Source organism: Endozoicomonas sp. PH6C, assembly GCF_059322965.1.
The window spans coordinates 773,985-790,567 of sequence record NZ_CP185342.1 but is presented as its reverse complement, the minus strand read 5'-3'; the positions used below and the strand labels follow the sequence as shown (position 1 = coordinate 790,567).

Below are 16,583 nucleotides of genomic sequence, written 5' to 3'. Positions count from 1 at the left end.
CACACAGCAGGTTCAGCTAAGCAGAGAAGAAAAGGTTGCTCCCGGAGGCTCCGGGAGCAGAAAGCTTCAGTTCGGACTGATCTCCGGCGGCCTGTCACCTGCACCTGTGTTAGGTGGAGGTGGTGGCGGCACCGTGGTGTCAACAGCCACTTCTGTTTGTTCCGCTTCAATTTCCGTCTGTTCCGCTTCTTCTGTCGTGCCCTCAGTTTCCGCCAGTGCCTGCTCACAGTTTGCGGCGGCCTGACCAATCGCGCCCTGCAAAGCAGCATTGCCTGCTGAGGCGGTCATCAACGCAGCGACCATCGATTCTTTGTTCTGTTCAGAAACCTGACAAGCTGGAATATAGACAATCGGCTTCATCTGATCCGGAAATTCAGCAACCGCAGCCACCACCAGTGAAGCCAGCAAGTCTGGCTGATCCTGCAACTTTGCGGTAGCCCCTGAAATCAGCGCTTCAATGGATTGGTCATCATTTTCCATGGCCTTGGCCAGTGCCTGCTTGACGGGCATGGTCGTCAGATCTTGCGCGAGGTCGGCCCGGACACTACCCGAGAGGGCCGCCATCATCAGCGCAGTGGATGCAAATATGAGTTTTGGTTTCATCGTTGTTCCGGTTACGGTTCCCTGGACATGCACCTTTTATACAGCAACTGTCGCATCCATGTATAGGCAGGGACTGCGAGAAATTATATTGGTTGACTCTGGCCTATAAAAACTGGCAAAAGTCTTGCCGTGTCTATTAAACAGTATCTGTTAATTAGCAGTAATAGACATTAATATACTGGCTTATCCAGATGGACGTCGTTTATATTACACCAGCCATTACAGTTTAAGGTAGAGACAGTTAGCATGAAGGGAATAAAGCAGCTCAGCACAGCAAGTCTGCTGGCTATGTATGGCACGAACGCGATGGCTGCCGTTGAGGATGCAGGCCATATCAATCTGGGTCCTGTAGAAATGGTACCGGTAGTCAGTGCCGGTATCGGCTACGACGACAATGTTTACCGTAAAGGTGAAGGCGAACTGGCGGATAAAGGCTCTGCAGTTTACAAGTTGAATGCCGAAGCGCAGTTCCGAGCCCAAACCGGTCTCAACACCTACGCGGCAACCCTGGCAGCCCGTAACACCAATTTTTCCAGCCAGTCCGACGCCAGTTATACCGACGTTGGTGTTAAGGGAGATATCCACCAGGAATTTACCAGCCGCCACAGGCTGGATGCCGGATTTGACCTTGGCCGCTACCACGATGCTGGCTCTACTGTTAATGATGTCACTGATAAGTCCGCACCGGAATACAATCGCACCCAGGGCAGCCTGAAATACGGCTTTGGCGCCCAGGAGGCGATAATGCGTGCTGACCTGTTTGGCAGCTACAACAAACAGAATTACAGAGCGGGTGGCGAAGACAAAAAGACTACTGAATATGGTGCCACCGGCTATTACCAGTTCATGCCCAAGACCAGTGCCCTGATAGAAATCAAGGAGCGCAAGCTGGACTACACCGAGGAACAGAATGCTGCTTACGATATCACCAGCTATCTCGTAGGTCTCAGCTGGGATGCCACCGCCAAAAGCAGTGGTTATGCCAAACTGGGTCGCCGCTACCGGAGTGCCACTGGCATAGAACGTCAGGATTATACTGGCTGGGAATTGGGTGTAAGCTATCTACCGGTAGACCGCTCTCTGATTCAGCTGAGCACCACCCGGGACTACGGTCTGGAATCGGATGACCCGGCCAGTGCGGACTTTACCAAAGGCACCACAACCCGACTCACCTGGGAGCACCAGTGGACCGGAAAAATCAACACCCGAGCCAGCTACAGTTATTCCGACGAATCGATTCAAGACGGCACCGGCATCACCGAGAAAGAGCGCAAGGTAAACCAGCTGGGTCTGGCGGTAGACTGGAACATCAAACATAACATTCTACTCTCTGCCTCCTGGCAGCATGTCAGCCGCGATGAAACCGACAAAAACGGCTTTACCGGTGCTGAAGATTATAAGCGAGACTACTATATGCTCACGGCCACATTAGCTCTCTAAAAGGCTGTCGTCGTTTGCTTCCAGTTGCCGGTAAAAGTGTCAGACTGTTCCTTTTTCTGTTCTTTTGCGGGCTGTACGGTTTTCAGGCCCGATTCACGCCTAACACGTGCAAATTGGAGAAGGATACTCAACCTGCTTCCGGGTAACACCGGCAAACAGGTTGATCTGATGCAATACTTTGCCAAGAGGAAGGAAACCTTGTTATTTGCCGAATATTTCTGCTGTTTTACCTGATTTTTAGTCAGCCAACCTGCGAAAGGCCCTATTTTTCAGAAGGCGGGAAACGTATAGCATGATATGCTATTATGCCTGCTTTTTTTATTCAGGACTTTTTTTCAATCTATCGCCTCAGATAAAACCTCAGCCTTTTCAGGAGATTTCAATAGGGTACAAGCAATGTTTTCCAGACAATACCTAACCAACCCACTGCGGCAGCTGACGACTTTAGTCGTTTTACTGTCAATCATGGTCTTCAGTAGTGGCCTGCTGGCCGCCAACCCCATGAGCCTCTCTCGCTACAAACTGGGTGCAGGGGATGAAATCATGATCTCCGTTTACGGTGAAGAAGGGATGGAGAAAGAAATAATCCTGACGGATGCGGGCAGTATTTCCTATCCGTTCCTTGGGGAGTTTCGCGCCAAAGGTCTCACCCTGGGTCAGCTACAAAGGCTGATAACGGAAAAACTGAAAGACGGCTACTTCATTGACCCTCGGGTTAGCGTCTCCATGGTGAAATACCGCAAGTTTTTTGTCACCGGTGAAGTCAAGGAACCGGGAGGGTTTCCCTTTGAACCGGGGCTGACCCTGGAAAAAGCTATCGCTCTGGCGGGTGGTTTTACTCAGCGGGCTTCCAAAAAAGGCATTATCGTCACACGCGATGAAAATGGCAGTGAGAAAGAAAAGGAACTGTCGCTTAATGGTTCGGTTCTGCCCGGTGATATTATCGTTGTCAGCGAAAGCTTCTTCTAGGAGGTTGAACGAGAATAGAGTCCGAAAAATAGAAGACTATTCTCGTGCAACATCTAAGAAAACCGGCAGCTAACCAGACTCTTTTTCAGTAACCACGAAGGCACGAGGTTTTTCTTTTAAAAAAAATCTCCTCAGTGACTCCATGGCAAAAAATATGTACCCGATATGAACACAGAAACCCGAAAGGCATCATCGCCACCCGAAGCCCCTGCAAAAACAAGACTGCCCCGGGACGAAGAGATTATCGACCTTCGCCAGATTTTCCATGTGCTCAACAGTCACCGCTGGGCGATTGTCGGTTTTACCGCTGCGGTCACCCTGGTGGCGATATTTGTGGTGTTCTCCATGACACCCATCTACCAAGCCACCGCTACCCTTCAAATCGAGCAGGAGCAGGCCAAAGTCCTGTCCATTGAAGAGGTCTACGGCATTGATGGTGGAACCGACAGCTACCTCAACACCCAGTTTGAGGTACTGAAATCCCGTGGCGTACTGGAAAAGGTTGTCAACAAGCTTGATTTGCTGAATAACTCGGAGTTTAACGGTCGACTGAAAGAAGCTCCCTGGTATGCAGACATGTTGGACTGGCGCAACTGGTTCGGCCTGAAAGAGCCGAAAACACCGGAAGATCCGGGCATGATCATGCGCGATACCATCAATGCACTGTCAGCCAGTGTCTCCATTGAGCCCGTGAGAAAAACCCAGATTGTAAAAATCCATGCCCAATCCGAAACCCCGCAACTGGCGGCAAAAATCGCCAACGCCATTGCCAACGCCTATATCGAAGCCTATATGGAATCAAAGTTGGCCCTAACCCTGAACGCCACTGACTGGATGCAGGGCAGAATGGGCGAACTCTCCGAAAAGCTAAGAGTGGCAGAACAGGAGTTACAGGACTACCGTGAACAGGAGAACCTGATTGAGCTGGAAGGAGTCCTGAACGCTTCCAGTGACGAACTCAAGGCGCTAACCAATGCCCTGGTGGAAGTGCGCCGCAAGCTGGCGGTATCTGAGAACATCTATAGACAGATCTCTACCAGTGATACGCGCAAAGGCGACAATGCATCCCTGCAGGCGGTGCTTAGACACCCGCTGATTCAAAATCTGAAGCAGGAGAAATCAAAAGTTCAACGACAGGTAACGGATCTGTCCCGCCGTTACGGCCCGAAACATCCTGATATGATTTCGGCAAGGTCTGAACTGAAAAGTATTCAGGACAACCTTAATCTCCAGATTCGCACCATCGTCGAAGGGGTAGAGCGAGAATACGAAATCGACAAGGCCAATGAACGCAGCCTGACTGCGGCGGTAGAAGCGCTGAAAAAACGCATTCAGGCGACCAACCGCAAAGAATTCCGCCTACGAGCTCTGGAGCGTGAAGTACAGACCAATAAAGACCTGTACGACGCCTTCTTCACACGGATTCAGGAAACCTCCGCTACCAGCGACCTGCAAACCGCCAATGCCCGAATAGTGGATCAAGCCTTTGTACCGAACTCGCCGATCAAACCGAAGAAAAAGCTGATTATTGCCGTGGCCGCATTGATGGGTTTGCTGATCTCCTGCGGTATCGCCTTCCTGCTGGAAATGCTGAACAACACTGTTCGTACGACGAAAGACGTAGAAGAGAAGCTAAACCTGCCGGTAATGGGGGTATTGCCAAAACTCATCGATAAAGCCCTGCTGGACCACGTATTCAACCTGTTTACCGACAAAAAACAAGCTTCATTCGGGGAGGCGGTGCGAACCATCCGGACCAGTGTCAACCTGACGGCAATGGACGAGAAACACCGACTGTTTGGTGTCACCTCAACGGTACCCGGTGAGGGCAAATCATCGGTGGCCTCCAACCTGGCGCTGGCTCTTGGGCAGCTGGGCAAAACCCTCCTGATTGACTGTGACTTACGTCGCCCGGTGGTGGGTAAAAACTTCCATATCAAAGGGGGTTCTGCCGGGCTGGCCAATTTAATGGCCGGTACCGCCAAAGTCTCCGATGCGGTGCATAAACTGGAAGGGATTGATGTGATTCCCTGCGGCATGGTACCTCCAAACCCACAAGAACTGCTGGCTTCTGATCGACTGGCAAGCCTGCTGAGCAAACTGAGGGAGCATTACGACTACATCGTACTGGATTGCCCACCGGTGCAGAACGTCAGCGATGTATTGATGGTTTCCCGCCATTGTGACGGGCTAGTCTATGTGGTCGAAGCCGGGCGTATGCAGGCCAATGCCGTCAACGCGGCGGTTGGCCGACTGCTGCAGGCCGGGGCTCCGGTTACTGGAGCGGTGCTGAACAAGATTAACCCGAAAGCCAAAGATCCTTACGGTTATAACCAGCGGTATTACGACACAACTGGTTACTACTCCGGAGCCTCCTGATCTCTGTTAAATCGTGAAGAGCGCTAAGGCTTAAAAAATGGCCTTAGGCTCTTGGCAAATCGAAAAATACCGTTTTATGTCGCGGGAGCAATTCAAGCTGAGACCAAAAACGAGAGCCTGATACCTGCCATTGATAGACCAATTGCTGTGGCAGGTATTGACCAAAGTCGTATATTAGTTACTCGAAATATTGATTATGTACGACAGATTAAATATGTTATTTTTAATGCTCGGCGTGACCTCTGATACTTTAAATATAAAAATATTGTCTAAAACTAAAAACCAGAGCTTTTCGCTACTGAGCCAGTGAAATTACCAAAAAACTATTCAGAGCTATAGTACAAACTCTCTGAAAACAACGACTTGTGGGGTTTAATGCGGTCATACACCCATGAGAGTAGAGTACAAAACATGCGTCGTACTTGAAATGTAATATTGTGGCCGTAAAATGTATCTCCATTGTTATCGGGGTGCTAGATCTCTCTAATTTTTCCCTGTCTGCTCATACCTGCATCATTGGTTGTCAGTGGTGCTCTTTTTTATTTGACAGGCAGCGTGATTGGCGGTGTAAGCAATGCCTGTTACCGAAGCCGTACGGCTGGACATCGTAATTGAACGCTGGTTGTTTCAGTAAAAACCGAAAATCTGAGGGGCGGTAGCGTGATTTTTATAATTGCAACAATCGTCTAGCGCTGCCAGATTCTACGAATTCCGGTGAGTTTAACTAACCAGTTCCTGCTCCTGCTTCTAAAAGCTTTGAACAAAATTAACCTTTCACGCATTACCCAGCACTTTTTAACTGGTTTGGCCGGGCTGCTGCGAAAATACACGATCACAAATCTGCCTCGGCAATTTTGACGCTCTGAATATACAAGTGACTCCAATGCCTAAAATTGCAATAGCCGGAACCGGATATGTCGGTTTGTCCAATGCCATGCTTTTGGCCCAACACAATGAAGTGATTGCGCTGGACATTATCCCTGAGAAAGTGGACATGCTGAACGAACGCCTCTCACCGATCGAGGATGACGATATTGAACGTTTTCTGCGCAATGAGACGCTTCACTTCCGGGCCACACTGGACAAACAGCAGGCATTTGCTGAGGCTGATTATGTTATTATCGCAACCCCTACGGATTATGATCCGAAGACCAATTATTTTAATACCGAAAGTGTTGAAACAGTGGTTCGTGATGTGATGGACATCAACCCGGATGCCGTCATGATCATTAAATCAACGGTACCGGTAGGCTTCACCCGGCAATTAAAAGAAGACACCGGCAGCAGCAACATCATCTTTTCTCCGGAATTCCTGAGAGAAGGTAAGGCACTGCACGACAACCTCTTCCCTTCCCGAATCATCATTGGTGAACAGTCAGAGAGGGCAAAAAAAATAGCGGAGCTGTTTGCTCAGGGTGCGGAGCAAAAAGATACTCCCATTCTTTTCACCAACAGCACCGAAGCCGAGGCCGTGAAACTGTTCTCGAATACTTTTCTGGCACTGAGGGTTTCCTACTTTAACGAACTGGACACCTACTGTGAAACCCACGGTATCGACTCACGGCAAATCATCGAAGGTGTTGGGCTGGACCCAAGGATTGGTAGCCACTACAACAATCCAAGCTTTGGCTATGGCGGCTATTGCCTGCCAAAAGATACCAAACAGTTACTGGCCAATTATCAGGATGTGCCCAATAACCTGATCAGAGCTATTGTCGATTCCAACACCACCCGAAAAGATTTTATTGCCGACTCCATTCTACGGCGCAACCCTGAAGTGGTCGGTGTTTACCGACTGGTGATGAAAGCCGGCTCCGATAACTTTCGTGCATCAGCCATTCAAGGTGTGATGAAACGGATAAAAGCCAAAGGGGTTAAAGTTGTCGTCTATGAGCCGGTGCTGACTGAAGATGAGTTCTTTCATTCAGAGGTGATCAACGATTTGGAAGCCTTTAAAGCAGTCAGTGATGTGATTATTGCCAACCGCAAAGAATCTGATTTGGAAGATGTTGCGGAGAAAGTTTATACCCGTGATTTATTTGGGGTGGATTCGTGAAGTCGCAGATCAAACGCACTCAGTTTTTCACACAACCGAGTGAATTGCTCATCGTATTTAATGCCGGTTAACACTTCTTGCAATATCGGGCCAATCATCACAGCCCGGTGTTGGCGGATTAATCTCTGCAACAGTATTGTTTCTTCAGATATGGATTCAGTCCTGCGTCGACGCAGCGCAGCCGAACATGCACAGGTATCAACAAGCACCATTATTTTCTTCGGGCCTCTTTTTTAAGGGGCTGAGCGTCGTGATCAATGGTGCCGAGATCATCCAGTAGTTCCAACTGCTTGCGGTGGCGAATAAATTCGGCGAGAGCTTCGTTAACGGCTGCTTTTTTGGTTTTATAGCCACCCAGTTGTTGGACCTGAGCAATCAAGTCGTCGTCTATAGCTAGGTTTGATGGCATGTTATCAACTGCTAAGTACTCAACCATACGGAATCGAATATTTCTGGCTTATTGGTCAGGTGCTCTGCAAGGCGCAACGACGGGAACATAGCAAGCTATGTGACCAGAGTTGCAACGCAGTCAGAGTGCCTGAACAATGAGTCAGAAAATATGATTTCGTATGGTTGAGTACTTACACAATGGTTTACACAAAAAGTCAGTCTAGCCCGAGTGCTAATCCATTGCCCATGTCTGAACAATCGCAAATCCGGAGTGAACTACTGGTGACCAGGTAGAAACGACTATCGGCTGAGGCATCCCATGAGACCATCGGCAGCATTAAAAAAATATCGGGTAAAGATCAAGACCATCATAAAAGAACATAAAGCGGCCAATGCCAGAGTATTTGGCTCTGTACTGAATGGAACAGACACCGAAACCAGTGACCTGGACATACTGATTGACCCAGATCAGGGCATGACGCTATTTGATATTGGAGCGATTCGCCACAAGCTAAAGCAGCTAACCGGTGTAAAAGTTGACATCCTGACCCCCGGCTCACTTTCAGACTCTATCAGAGAAGAAGTTCTTAGCCAGGCAGAGCCGATATAAAACTGAAAAATCCCCTGACCTCAGTTTTTTGACCTGAACCTGGTTTCCTACTCTACACACCTTAAAGTAAAACTATTTTAGTATTACCTTAAGCTGGAGGTAGAAAACCATGAAAGCATCTACAAAAGGACAAGTCACTACCCTTCTGAAAGTGAGGGAAACACTCAGGATTGTGCCGGGAAATGCTGGGGCTTTACTGGCAGATAGGTCATGAGATTCTGGTTCGTCAGCAGGTTGAAGGCTGGGGAGCCCAAGTGGTCAAGCAGCTAGCCCATGACCAGCAGCGCAGTTTTCCGGACCTGAAAGGTTTCTCCCGGGCCAACCTGATGAATATGCCTGCCTTTGCTGATGCCTGGCCAGACTTCACCACAGAATCAAATGTCCAACAGACTGTTGGACAAATTCCCTGGGGGCATAATCTGCTGCTGTTAAGTAAGCTTAAAGACCGACAGCAGCGCCTGCAATACGCCACTAAAACCATTGAAAACGGCTGGACTCGCAATGTACTTGCGCACCAGATAGAGAGCCGACTGCTTGCAACAAGGTAGTGGCCAAATATGCCCGCAGGGATAATACCAAGCCCATTGGTGTTGCAGAGTATCTGCTGGCCCAGGCATTGCCAGATCAATTGGAAGATAAACTGCCCAGTATTGAAATGATTGAGAAAGAAGTATCCCTCCTTTCTGAAGATAGAAATTTTGATTAAACAGGACAAACCTGTGATTCACCCGTTATATTTGCAATGCCTCCAGGAAAGACGAGTTGGAGCGAGATCTAACTTTTATCCAAACCAACACTTAAAATTATGTTTGATTTTGCCGGTAGCTGCGCTATGATTCTGTCTAACAATACCCCTTCCGCTTCCCGTCAGATCAGCGCACTGAAAGGGGTTACTTGTTTCTGGACACCTATAAAATAGTTACCTTGTAGGGATTGATCTGTGAGTTCATCAAGACGGTTCAATCGAAAGCCACCCCGGGTCCCCTACGACAAGCCACCCCTTTCATTAAGTCAACAAGTCGAGCGTCTCAAGTCCCGTAACCTTATAGTGGATGATTCGGACAAAGCAGAATTCTACCTTGGACAGCTGAACTACTATCGCTTTAGGGCCTACTGCCTGCCCTTTGAGGAAGAACATGCTTCCCATCGACTCAGGGCTGGTACCCACTTTGATGATGTACTCAATCTTTATATTTTCGACCGAGAACTCCGGCTTCTGGTACTTGATGCCATTGAACGGCTTGAAGTCTCCCTGAGAACCCAGTTTGCCTATCATCTGAGTCACAATTATGAGACCGCACACCCACACCTCAAAGCGGAAATTTTTGCCAACCCAATGGTATACGCCAGAAGCCTGAGCAAGCTCGATAGTGATGTGAAATCCAGTAAAGAAGATTTCATCAGGCATCTGACTGGTAAATACGAAGAAGAGCTTCCACCGATTTGGGCTGCTGTTGAATTAATGACTATGGGTCAGCTATCCAAATGGTTTAGCAATATACGCTTACGTAGCGATCGACAGTCGATAAGCCTTGTCTACCAACTGAATGAAAAAGTCATGACGTCATTCTGTGAGCACCTGTCACTGGTTAGAAACTATGCTGCTCACCACGCCCGCTTATGGAATCGCCAGTTAACCAAGACATTTATCTTACCGACCAACGCGGACGAAGCACTAATAAAGAGTCTTTACTCGAGACCGGATAACCCGCGTCAATTACGAAAGCTATACAACACCTTTGTCGTCTTAATTCATATAATGAATATCATTTGTGGCAAAAACCAATGGCAGAAGCGCCTAAAACAGCTGATAGAGCAACACGGCATCAGTACCCGAGGCATGGGTTTTCCAGATGACTGGCAAGACAGACTTCTCTGGCAATAGCACCAAAAGTCTGCTCATCTATCTCATCCCGATTTCTATTTAATGGCTTTCGAGCTTTTACGCTGTTACTTCCTCATGGTAAAAATCACCAACCAACACCCTGAAAGCTCAAGCCTGGATATCGTTCAGGCCAATATCAGGGAAAAATCATGAAAACCCCAGAAATTAACAGTTCGTTCCCACTCTGGGGCCCACAGGTCCTAAAAGCATAGGAACCAGAATTTTGCGACACCCTCTAAATGGTTGACTTTGGGAAATTCAAGCAGTCCCTTGCACTACTGGAGTCACAATTCGGAAATTGGCAAACTCTAGATAACTCCTTACCTACATGGATTCAGGAAGCAGTTTCTGAATCCGTTATCCGGCGGTTTGTAATCTGCTACGACTGCTTATGGAAAGCCCTGAAACACTACCTGAAAGAAGGCCTTGGTCTCCCTGATGTGCCTGACAGTCCAAAGCCGCTGTTTCGGATAGCCAATGAAAACCGCTTACTAACATCTGATGTTGCTCAGTGGTTGATATACGCAGAAACTCGCATCGGAACTTCTCACGACTACGATGAGGAAAAAGCAAAAGCTGCACTGAATATTATGGATGCCTTTATCAAAGATTCCGTAAAGCTTTATGTAACCATGAGCGGTGAAACCTGGTCATGAAAACAGCGTTGGAAACACCTGACCTGAATGCACTGTTGGGCATTCCATTTGCAGACCAAATGCTGGAACAGGGAGTGGCAATTAACCTGGCCATTCATTTGTTTCGAAATGACGTGGTTACCCTTGCTAAAGGGGCCAGGATAGCCCGGGTTCCACTGGATGATTTTATCCAGATGCTGGGTACACAAGGCATTCCTGTAGTTGACCATGACCCTGCGGATCTGGACAGTGACCTTGAAAACCTTGGATAAGCCGAGGATACTTCACAAATCGTAGATAGCAGCCCAATAATTGCCTTTGATAATCACCAGAATTTCAACACCAACAGTGAAAATCAGCTTTTTACACTGACTTCCCTGCTGTTTCTTAAGAAAGACATCAATGGGTTTACGCACTATTCGGCTGACAGTTGTATAGCAGATATGTAAGACCTGAAACCAGCAGCTATTTTTTATGATCCTTACGGTTCAGGTACTTAACCCAGCTCACCAGTGCACAGACAATGGAAAAGAAAATAGCCAGAGTCCAGGCGAAAGTGTTCATCTCAATCATGGTCAGACTCCATAAGCAAAGCCAGATAGATAAGGGCGAATGAGGTGGCCATACCAAAGAAGACAATAGCAGCAATCATGTTTTCCTGAAAGATCGGGTATAAAACAGCCGAACCCAATAGAAGCTTGACAAGATCGCAGCTAAGCGCAGCCATTCTTTCACGTCGTTTCTTATTCATTGGTACTACTTTTATATTTATTCAGAAATTGAAAAAGTAGACCATTGGGCCGAAAATGCATGATGAAAGACCTGCCCCCGGTTTTCGGTTTTCACTTCCGGGCTATCTTGATGCTAAAATCTAGTCAGACTAGCCTCTTTAAGTCATCATTAATTACAAGGTGGCTTATCATGGCAAACCAGTGGCAACTCCAGGAAGCAAAAAGCAAATTCAGTCACATAGTAGAAAAGGCCTGTAATGAGGGTCCCCAATTTGTCACCAAACACGGCGATAACGCAGTAGTGGTCATCTCTTACGATGATTACCAGAGAATGGCCCTGCCTGAAAACAACCTGGTTGACTTTTTACGCAGCTCACCTTTTGCAAGCACCACAGAAACGAAAGCGTTTACCAGAGACAAAGAGATGCCGAGGGATATTGAGCTGTGAAATATCTACTCGATACCTGTGTATTATCCGAAGTGTTCAAAAAGAAACCGAATCCGCAAGTGATCGATTGGTTAGGAAGTGTGGATGAACAAAGTCTTTACCTTTGTATATTAACACTCGGAGAGATTGAAAAAGGAGTCGAAAAAAATAAAGACCCTGCCCGGCAAGGAAAATTACGCAACTGGCTGGAGTTTGACCTTAAAGACAGATTCAGGCAGCGAATCCTGTCAGTGGACTTAAATGTGGCCCTAAATGGGGTGCTATTCAAGCCGAAGCCGAACTGGCGGGCACCCCAATACCAGCTATTGATGGGTTAATTGCAGTGACAGGTTTAGTCCATAGTTGCACAGTGGTTACGCGGAATATCGATGATATGCGACAGAGCCAGGCTGAACTGTTTAGCCCGTGGGTTGAATCCTGTTTTTGATGATTTGTGAATGCTCCTGATGGCCTACATTCTGGCACACTTTCGAAGAGCGGGGTCTAAAAGCGTGGTCAAAAAAAGGACTCAGGTCTTTCTTTGTGTACAAATTCTATCGTTTATAAGCAAAGTAAGAAATTGAGAGAGTAGAGTTGTTAAGATTAGAAAGGGGAATGTGAGGCAGACCTTACATTGTGAAAATATCTTCTTTTATCTTTGTAAACGACGAAAGTTGTGCACAAAGAAAGCCCTGATCCCGATATCTCTTGGAAAAACCCGGCAAAAAAGTTACGCTGCCTAAACCATTATCGATAGAGCTAATATCAAACCAATGGAACCACTGCGCAAGGCAGTCATCATCTCATTTCTCAGGCAAGCTTATGGTGACTTGTCACAAGGTATACTGCTCTTTGGGAGCCATGCCAACGGCACAGCCAATAAAGAAAGTGACATAGACTTGGGTATTTTGATAGATGGTATGGCTGACCCGGTTGAACTATGGGAAAACGCCCAGACACTAGCCAGCCAGGTGAATACCAATATTGACCTGATAGATTTACGCGCAGCAACCACTGTACTACAGCATGAAGTGATCAATACAGGAATCTGGCTGTGGCAGCAAGATACCCTAACCTGTGACTTATTCGAACTCCAGGTTATGTCGTTGTACCAGCAACTACAATACGATAGACGGGAAATTCTGGACGACTTACAAAGAAGGCTGCGTAATGAATGACATTATTCTTAACAAATACTCAATCATTCAGCGTTGTATTGCCCGTATTAATGAAGAATACAAAGGTCATGAGTCTGAACTGGCCACAAATTACACTCAGCAGGATTCTATAATTCTGAATATTCAGAGAGCCTGCCAGGCTGCTCAGGATATGGCGAACTACGTTATCAAACTGAAAAAATTGGGAATCCCCCAGAATGCCAGAGAATCTTTCCAGCTACTAAACGATCATGGACTGGTATCAGCCCCACTCACAGTCAGTATGATAAAAATGGTGGGGTTCAGGAATATAGCGATCCATGAGTACCAAAAATTGAACATAGCTATTCTCAAATCTGTTATAGAAAACCATGTTGATGAAATTAACGGGTTCGCAGAAGAAGTTATGCGCAGTTTTAATAATGATGGACAATGAAAGACCTGAACACGGTTTTTTTGTCGTCAAAAATCAAGACTGATCCCGGTTTTTCTTACCATCAGTCTGAGTAACCTGCTAGGATCAAAGCTCATTCGTCTGAATCTGAAAACCATGCCAGACCAACAAAAAGACATCCGCTGGATACAACGTTTTGAAAATTACCAGGCCGCATTGGAAGCGCTGAAAGAGGCCGTAACACTCTCGGAACAACGATCGTTATCCAGGCTGGAGCAACAGGGCTTGATACAGGGGTTTGAGTTTACTCACGAACTGGCGTGGAAAACACTGAAAGATTTTCTGGGTTATCGGGGCATTCAGGATGTTATTGGCTCTAGAGATGCGGTGAGGGTTGCTTTTCGAGAAGGCATTATCATCAATGGCGAACTCTGGATGGAAATGCTTAAAAGCAGGAACCTCACCTCCCATACCTACCGGGAAGAAGTCGCCAATGAAATAGCAGTAAAAATACTGAAACAGTACTTTGATGCCTTTTGTGAACTGAGAAAAGCACTCTTGAGCTGGCAGGAAAATGATAAACCATGACAGATCGTTTTGGCTTGAAAGAAGAGACTATCTCGGAAATTCAACAGGTGCTTGCCAATTTTCCACAAGTCGGGAAAGCGATTATCTATGGCTCAAGGGCAAAAGGCACTTTTAAAACCGGGTCAGACATCGACTTAACATTAGTAGCCGACAAAAAAAAGCAGCTGGATTTAACGGTTCAATATCAGATTGAAGAAGCACTTGAAGAATTGATGCTCCCCTATCAGTTTGACCTATCCATACTTGAAACCATTGAAAATCCAAACCTGCTGAACCACATCAAGCAGGTTGGGCAGGTGTTTTATGCAAGATGAAAGGTCTGTCCCCGGTTTTCCTTTCCCGTTTTTGTAACTTGAACACGTATCCAAATGGTGACAAGTCCAGCCAGTCCAGAGACATTGAAAAAGCAAAAGCCCTTTTAAAAAATCTGGAGGCATGACATGAGCAGGAAGCTAAAGACCTTTGATGCATCAGAGTATCTTGACGACAGTGAAACGATTGCAGAGTACCTGAATGCTGTCATTGAAACGGGTGACCAGGCTTTGCTCTTATCGGCTATTGGTGATATCGCCAAGGCAACAGGGATGCAGAAGATAGCCAATGACTCAGGCCTTGGTCGGGAAATTCTATAGAAAGCCCTGGCACCAGGTGCGAAACCAAGGTTTGAAACAGTGTTCAAAATTCTTCAGGCTCTGGAAGTGAGTTTGAAAATCAGCCCTCAGCATTAGTGATATTCTGGCATCGAACAATACAAAGTATAAAAGTATGGTAAGGGTGTTGGGTTACATTGTGCACGATGAAAGACCTGCCCCCGGTTTTTATCAGTAACCTCGCCAAGCTTGGTAAGTTGACAACAGCTTAAAGACATCCTTTTGCATCACGGGAGAAGACCCGTGGATGCTGTTGTCAGGTGCCGTGGTTATTTTTGGAGGTGGTTTACAATGATAGCTAGAGTGTCTTCAATCTTGTCAAAACGTTCACGATTTTCTTGCTGGTTAGCGTCAATCTTTTCATCAAGTGACTCAATAGCTATTTCCTGCCGTGCGCTGTGCAGGTACAGCTTCCTAATATCGTCCTGTGAGTTTTTTACACTGACCTCTATGCGACTGATGGCATTAAAGAAATCGTCTGTGTCTCTATCGTGGTTCATTCGTACACCCTGTGATTATTTTTTGTGCGTTGAGCATAGCAGTCAATAAAAGATGGCACAAAGACACCTAACCTTTTTCTGACCATCTGTGCTGTCACTGCCAGGGCAGAAAGCCAGTTGTATTTTGTCAGTGTTATCTTCTATTCACGCTACCTGGCTGAAGTCCTTGTTGGGCAGGCACTTTCAGTATTTTGCCGTGGCTCTGGTGCTCAGCTTGTGAGGTGGTAACATTGGCAGCATACTGACTGCAAAGCCTTCTGATCTTTGAGACTAACAATGCCGCTCAATCAAAAATATTTGTCCCTTTTTGAGCAAAACTGGTCTGAATCCCAAAGCGCTGTTAAACGCATGAAAGCCTCCATCAGCAGACTTGAACAGCACTTTCCATTAACAGCTCAAGCAATCAAGTCGTTAGATGAAGCGCTATTTGAAAAGATCGACGCTTTCAGAATTCGATTTGCAGACCTGCAAGACTGTATTGGCAATAAGCTCTTCAGAAACTTGCTACAAATGGAAGATGAAGAAGGCTTGAACATGGCAGATACATTATCAAGGATGGAAAAGCGACATATCCTCAGTTCTGCCGACAGCTGGAGGAAAATGCGTGAAATTCGCAATCAATTTTCTCACGACTACCCGGAAGCTGAATCAAAGCGGGCTGAAGCGCTTAACATAGCATGGGCTGTGGCTCCCGAACTAATTGAAATCAACGAACAGATCGAAGCATACGTACTCAGGCTCCACAATATAAAGTTAGGTGGTGACCATTGAGAATCAGTCCGGAACAGAAAGACGACATCATCGAGTTGGTCAGGCAAGAGATCAGCCAGCAGGCCCGGGTCTGGCTCTTTGGCTCCAGGGTCAGAGATGACGCACGGGGTGGCGATATTGACTTGTTGATTGAAGTTGATGGTTTAAGCAACCCGGTCGAAAAGAAAATCCCCTTTCGCCTGGCCCTGGAAGACCGATGGGGTGAACAAAAAGTGGATATTCTGATTCACGACACCCAGCAGCCTGAACAGCCTATTCATCGAATTGCCAAGCTGGAAGGTGTTCGGTTGGTTTGATGTGGGTGGTTTTAGGCATTTTACGGTTAAACTGCTGATCAAAGCGAAAACCTTCAAACCGGGCCTGAAGAAAAAACAAAAGAAAGCTGCTATGAGTATAAG

Annotated in this window: 22 protein-coding genes and 1 pseudogene; 19 read left to right on the top strand and 4 right to left on the bottom strand. The window is 46.8% G+C overall.

Features of this window, described 5'->3' with window-relative positions; genetic code table 11:
• Window positions 1-66: 66 nt before the first annotated feature.
• On the bottom strand, window positions 67-603 hold the full coding sequence (locus ACOMG9_RS03355; protein ID WP_448215767.1) for a hypothetical protein: 537 nt from the start codon (window positions 601-603) through the stop codon (window positions 67-69).
• 246 nt (window positions 604-849) lie between these two features.
• Here ACOMG9_RS03355 and ACOMG9_RS03350 point away from each other — a divergent pair, with 246 nt between their 5' ends.
• From ACOMG9_RS03350 to ACOMG9_RS03335, 4 genes are all read left to right on the top strand, one after another.
• A complete protein-coding gene (locus tag ACOMG9_RS03350; protein ID WP_494529759.1) occupies window positions 850-2,043 on the top strand; it encodes a hypothetical protein in 1,194 nt (397 codons plus the stop codon).
• Between the two features lie 396 nt (window positions 2,044-2,439).
• The gene (locus tag ACOMG9_RS03345) at window positions 2,440-3,012 is read left to right on the top strand and encodes a polysaccharide biosynthesis/export family protein (protein WP_494529758.1); all 573 of its coding nucleotides are present in this window, start codon (window positions 2,440-2,442) and stop codon (window positions 3,010-3,012) included.
• A gap of 165 nt (window positions 3,013-3,177) precedes the next feature.
• Window positions 3,178-5,391: a GumC family protein gene (locus tag ACOMG9_RS03340; RefSeq protein WP_494529757.1), complete on the top strand. Its 2,214-nt coding sequence runs from the start codon at window positions 3,178-3,180 to the stop codon at window positions 5,389-5,391.
• 883 nt (window positions 5,392-6,274) lie between these two features.
• Complete coding sequence (locus tag ACOMG9_RS03335) at window positions 6,275-7,447, top strand: nucleotide sugar dehydrogenase (protein WP_494529756.1); 1,173 nt, start codon at window positions 6,275-6,277, stop codon at window positions 7,445-7,447.
• A 211-nt stretch (window positions 7,448-7,658) separates the two neighbouring features.
• On the opposite strand, the gene ACOMG9_RS03330 is transcribed toward ACOMG9_RS03335, so the two are convergent.
• The gene (locus tag ACOMG9_RS03330; protein ID WP_448215763.1) at window positions 7,659-7,856 is read right to left on the bottom strand and encodes a type II toxin-antitoxin system VapB family antitoxin; all 198 of its coding nucleotides are present in this window, start codon (window positions 7,854-7,856) and stop codon (window positions 7,659-7,661) included.
• Window positions 7,857-8,156: 300 nt separating this feature from the next.
• Here ACOMG9_RS03330 and ACOMG9_RS03325 point away from each other — a divergent pair, with 300 nt between their 5' ends.
• The 6 genes from ACOMG9_RS03325 (at window position 8,157) to ACOMG9_RS03300 (ending at window position 11,239) form a co-directional block, all read left to right on the top strand.
• Window positions 8,157-8,447, top strand: a complete 291-nt coding sequence (locus ACOMG9_RS03325) for a nucleotidyltransferase family protein (protein ID WP_448215762.1) — start codon at window positions 8,157-8,159, stop codon at window positions 8,445-8,447.
• A 182-nt stretch (window positions 8,448-8,629) separates the two neighbouring features.
• Entirely contained in the window at window positions 8,630-8,995 is a 366-nt protein-coding gene (locus tag ACOMG9_RS03320; protein WP_448215761.1) for a DUF1016 N-terminal domain-containing protein, read from the top strand.
• Window positions 8,995-9,153 carry a hypothetical protein gene (locus ACOMG9_RS03315; RefSeq protein WP_448215760.1) on the top strand — a complete coding sequence of 53 codons (159 nt, stop codon included), beginning with the start codon at window positions 8,995-8,997 and terminating at the stop codon, window positions 9,151-9,153. Before ACOMG9_RS03320 ends, ACOMG9_RS03315 begins: the two co-directional genes overlap by 1 nt.
• A 234-nt stretch (window positions 9,154-9,387) precedes the next feature.
• Window positions 9,388-10,332 (top strand): Abi family protein, encoded by a 945-nt coding sequence (locus ACOMG9_RS03310; protein WP_448215759.1) that lies wholly within the window; start codon window positions 9,388-9,390, stop codon window positions 10,330-10,332.
• A gap of 239 nt (window positions 10,333-10,571) precedes the next feature.
• Window positions 10,572-10,988, top strand: a complete 417-nt coding sequence (locus ACOMG9_RS03305; protein WP_448215758.1) for a nucleotidyltransferase substrate binding protein — start codon at window positions 10,572-10,574, stop codon at window positions 10,986-10,988.
• Window positions 10,985-11,239 (top strand): UPF0175 family protein, encoded by a 255-nt coding sequence (locus ACOMG9_RS03300; RefSeq protein WP_448215757.1) that lies wholly within the window; start codon window positions 10,985-10,987, stop codon window positions 11,237-11,239. The genes ACOMG9_RS03305 and ACOMG9_RS03300 overlap by 4 nt, the downstream gene beginning before the upstream one ends.
• 293 nt (window positions 11,240-11,532) lie before the next feature.
• Here the strand turns inward: ACOMG9_RS03300 and ACOMG9_RS03295 are convergent, their stop codons facing one another.
• Entirely contained in the window at window positions 11,533-11,718 is a 186-nt protein-coding gene (locus ACOMG9_RS03295) for a hypothetical protein (protein ID WP_448215756.1), read from the bottom strand.
• Between the two features lie 170 nt (window positions 11,719-11,888).
• Between ACOMG9_RS03295 and ACOMG9_RS03290 the strand changes: the two genes are divergently transcribed.
• The 7 genes and pseudogenes from ACOMG9_RS03290 (at window position 11,889) to ACOMG9_RS03260 (ending at window position 14,992) form a co-directional block, all read left to right on the top strand.
• Complete coding sequence (locus ACOMG9_RS03290; RefSeq protein ID WP_448215755.1) at window positions 11,889-12,146, top strand: type II toxin-antitoxin system Phd/YefM family antitoxin; 258 nt, start codon at window positions 11,889-11,891, stop codon at window positions 12,144-12,146.
• Window positions 12,143-12,463 carry a PIN domain-containing protein gene (locus tag ACOMG9_RS03285; protein WP_448215754.1) on the top strand — a complete coding sequence of 107 codons (321 nt, stop codon included), beginning with the start codon at window positions 12,143-12,145 and terminating at the stop codon, window positions 12,461-12,463. The genes ACOMG9_RS03290 and ACOMG9_RS03285 overlap by 4 nt, the downstream gene beginning before the upstream one ends.
• Before the next feature lie 435 nt (window positions 12,464-12,898).
• Window positions 12,899-13,303: a type VII toxin-antitoxin system MntA family adenylyltransferase antitoxin gene (gene mntA / locus ACOMG9_RS03280; RefSeq protein WP_448215753.1), complete on the top strand. Its 405-nt coding sequence runs from the start codon at window positions 12,899-12,901 to the stop codon at window positions 13,301-13,303.
• On the top strand, window positions 13,296-13,718 hold the full coding sequence (gene hepT / locus ACOMG9_RS03275) for a type VII toxin-antitoxin system HepT family RNase toxin (protein WP_494529755.1): 423 nt from the start codon (window positions 13,296-13,298) through the stop codon (window positions 13,716-13,718). Before mntA ends, hepT begins: the two co-directional genes overlap by 8 nt.
• A 114-nt stretch (window positions 13,719-13,832) precedes the next feature.
• Window positions 13,833-14,264: a nucleotidyltransferase substrate binding protein gene (locus tag ACOMG9_RS03270; RefSeq protein ID WP_494529754.1), complete on the top strand. Its 432-nt coding sequence runs from the start codon at window positions 13,833-13,835 to the stop codon at window positions 14,262-14,264.
• Window positions 14,261-14,578: a nucleotidyltransferase domain-containing protein gene (locus tag ACOMG9_RS03265; RefSeq protein WP_494529753.1), complete on the top strand. Its 318-nt coding sequence runs from the start codon at window positions 14,261-14,263 to the stop codon at window positions 14,576-14,578. Before ACOMG9_RS03270 ends, ACOMG9_RS03265 begins: the two co-directional genes overlap by 4 nt.
• 126 nt (window positions 14,579-14,704) lie before the next feature.
• Window positions 14,705-14,992, top strand: a pseudogene (locus ACOMG9_RS03260) (addiction module antidote protein).
• Between the two features lie 191 nt (window positions 14,993-15,183).
• Here the strand turns inward: ACOMG9_RS03260 and ACOMG9_RS03255 are convergent.
• Entirely contained in the window at window positions 15,184-15,414 is a 231-nt protein-coding gene (locus ACOMG9_RS03255) for a hypothetical protein (protein WP_494529752.1), read from the bottom strand.
• A gap of 348 nt (window positions 15,415-15,762) precedes the next feature.
• Here ACOMG9_RS03255 and ACOMG9_RS03250 point away from each other — a divergent pair, with 348 nt between their 5' ends.
• Both ACOMG9_RS03250 and ACOMG9_RS03245 read left to right on the top strand, forming a co-directional pair.
• Window positions 15,763-16,185, top strand: coding sequence for a hypothetical protein (locus tag ACOMG9_RS03250; protein WP_494529751.1), 423 nt, complete (start codon window positions 15,763-15,765; stop codon window positions 16,183-16,185).
• The gene (locus ACOMG9_RS03245; protein ID WP_494529750.1) at window positions 16,182-16,481 is read left to right on the top strand and encodes a nucleotidyltransferase domain-containing protein; all 300 of its coding nucleotides are present in this window, start codon (window positions 16,182-16,184) and stop codon (window positions 16,479-16,481) included. Before ACOMG9_RS03250 ends, ACOMG9_RS03245 begins: the two co-directional genes overlap by 4 nt.
• Window positions 16,482-16,583: the final 102 nt, after the last annotated feature.

Excerpts from the sequence above, each read along its gene's own strand:
- ACOMG9_RS03325 (WP_448215762.1), top strand. The coding sequence starts at position 8,157 with ATGAGACCATCGGCAGCATTAAAAAAATATCGGGTAAAGATCAAGACC.
- ACOMG9_RS03350 (WP_494529759.1), top strand. The coding sequence starts at position 850 with ATGAAGGGAATAAAGCAGCTCAGCACAGCAAGTCTGCTGGCTATGTAT.
- ACOMG9_RS03340 (WP_494529757.1), top strand. The coding sequence starts at position 3,178 with ATGAACACAGAAACCCGAAAGGCATCATCGCCACCCGAAGCCCCTGCA.
- ACOMG9_RS03345 (WP_494529758.1), top strand. The coding sequence starts at position 2,440 with ATGTTTTCCAGACAATACCTAACCAACCCACTGCGGCAGCTGACGACT.
- ACOMG9_RS03355 (WP_448215767.1), bottom strand. The coding sequence starts at position 603 with ATGAAACCAAAACTCATATTTGCATCCACTGCGCTGATGATGGCGGCC.
- mntA (WP_448215753.1), top strand. The coding sequence starts at position 12,899 with ATGGAACCACTGCGCAAGGCAGTCATCATCTCATTTCTCAGGCAAGCT.
- ACOMG9_RS03335 (WP_494529756.1), top strand. The coding sequence starts at position 6,275 with ATGCCTAAAATTGCAATAGCCGGAACCGGATATGTCGGTTTGTCCAAT.
- ACOMG9_RS03295 (WP_448215756.1), bottom strand. The coding sequence starts at position 11,718 with ATGAATAAGAAACGACGTGAAAGAATGGCTGCGCTTAGCTGCGATCTT.
- ACOMG9_RS03305 (WP_448215758.1), top strand. The coding sequence starts at position 10,572 with ATGGTTGACTTTGGGAAATTCAAGCAGTCCCTTGCACTACTGGAGTCA.
- ACOMG9_RS03290 (WP_448215755.1), top strand. The coding sequence starts at position 11,889 with ATGGCAAACCAGTGGCAACTCCAGGAAGCAAAAAGCAAATTCAGTCAC.
- hepT (WP_494529755.1), top strand. The coding sequence starts at position 13,296 with ATGAATGACATTATTCTTAACAAATACTCAATCATTCAGCGTTGTATT.
- ACOMG9_RS03330 (WP_448215763.1), bottom strand. The coding sequence starts at position 7,856 with ATGCCATCAAACCTAGCTATAGACGACGACTTGATTGCTCAGGTCCAA.
- ACOMG9_RS03270 (WP_494529754.1), top strand. The coding sequence starts at position 13,833 with ATGCCAGACCAACAAAAAGACATCCGCTGGATACAACGTTTTGAAAAT.
- ACOMG9_RS03300 (WP_448215757.1), top strand. The coding sequence starts at position 10,985 with ATGAAAACAGCGTTGGAAACACCTGACCTGAATGCACTGTTGGGCATT.
- ACOMG9_RS03265 (WP_494529753.1), top strand. The coding sequence starts at position 14,261 with ATGACAGATCGTTTTGGCTTGAAAGAAGAGACTATCTCGGAAATTCAA.
- ACOMG9_RS03255 (WP_494529752.1), bottom strand. The coding sequence starts at position 15,414 with ATGAACCACGATAGAGACACAGACGATTTCTTTAATGCCATCAGTCGC.
- ACOMG9_RS03320 (WP_448215761.1), top strand. The coding sequence starts at position 8,630 with ATGCTGGGGCTTTACTGGCAGATAGGTCATGAGATTCTGGTTCGTCAG.
- ACOMG9_RS03250 (WP_494529751.1), top strand. The coding sequence starts at position 15,763 with ATGAAAGCCTCCATCAGCAGACTTGAACAGCACTTTCCATTAACAGCT.